Origin of the sequence: Curtobacterium flaccumfaciens UCD-AKU, from assembly GCF_000349565.1 — a bacterium.
Classification (GTDB): domain Bacteria; phylum Actinomycetota; class Actinomycetes; order Actinomycetales; family Microbacteriaceae; genus Curtobacterium; species Curtobacterium poinsettiae.
The window spans coordinates 2781-3105 of record NZ_KB714624.1 but is presented as its reverse complement, the minus strand read 5'-3'; the positions used below and the strand labels follow the sequence as shown (position 1 = coordinate 3105).

Genomic DNA, 325 nt, shown 5'->3' with positions numbered 1-325 from the left:
TGCGTGTTCACCGTGGTGTCCGGAACACGTCGCACGACCTTCGAGATCACCCCGCGTGTCGCTCCGGACCCGCTGCGCACGCACCGGACGATGCGCGCAACGTCTGGCCCGGGTACTCGCCGAATCGGCGGAAGTAGGTGCCTGAGAAGCGCCCCAGGTGACGGAAGCCCCATGTCAGGGCCGCCTCGCTCACACTGGTCTCCTGCCGGCTGCCGGACTCCAGCGCCGCGCGCACCCGGTCGAGCCGCATCCGCAGCAGGAACGTCATCGGCGAGACGCCGTGTTCCCGCATGAACGCCGTCTGGAGCGTGCGGGGGCTCACACC

1 protein-coding gene is annotated in these 325 nt (G+C 69.8%); it reads right to left on the bottom strand.

What is annotated here, in order from left to right; all coding sequences use genetic code 11:
- Positions 1-46 precede the first annotated feature (46 nt).
- On the bottom strand, positions 47-325 hold a 279-nt coding region (locus H489_RS0119280; RefSeq protein ID WP_031259910.1), incomplete at its 5' end, for a helix-turn-helix domain-containing protein.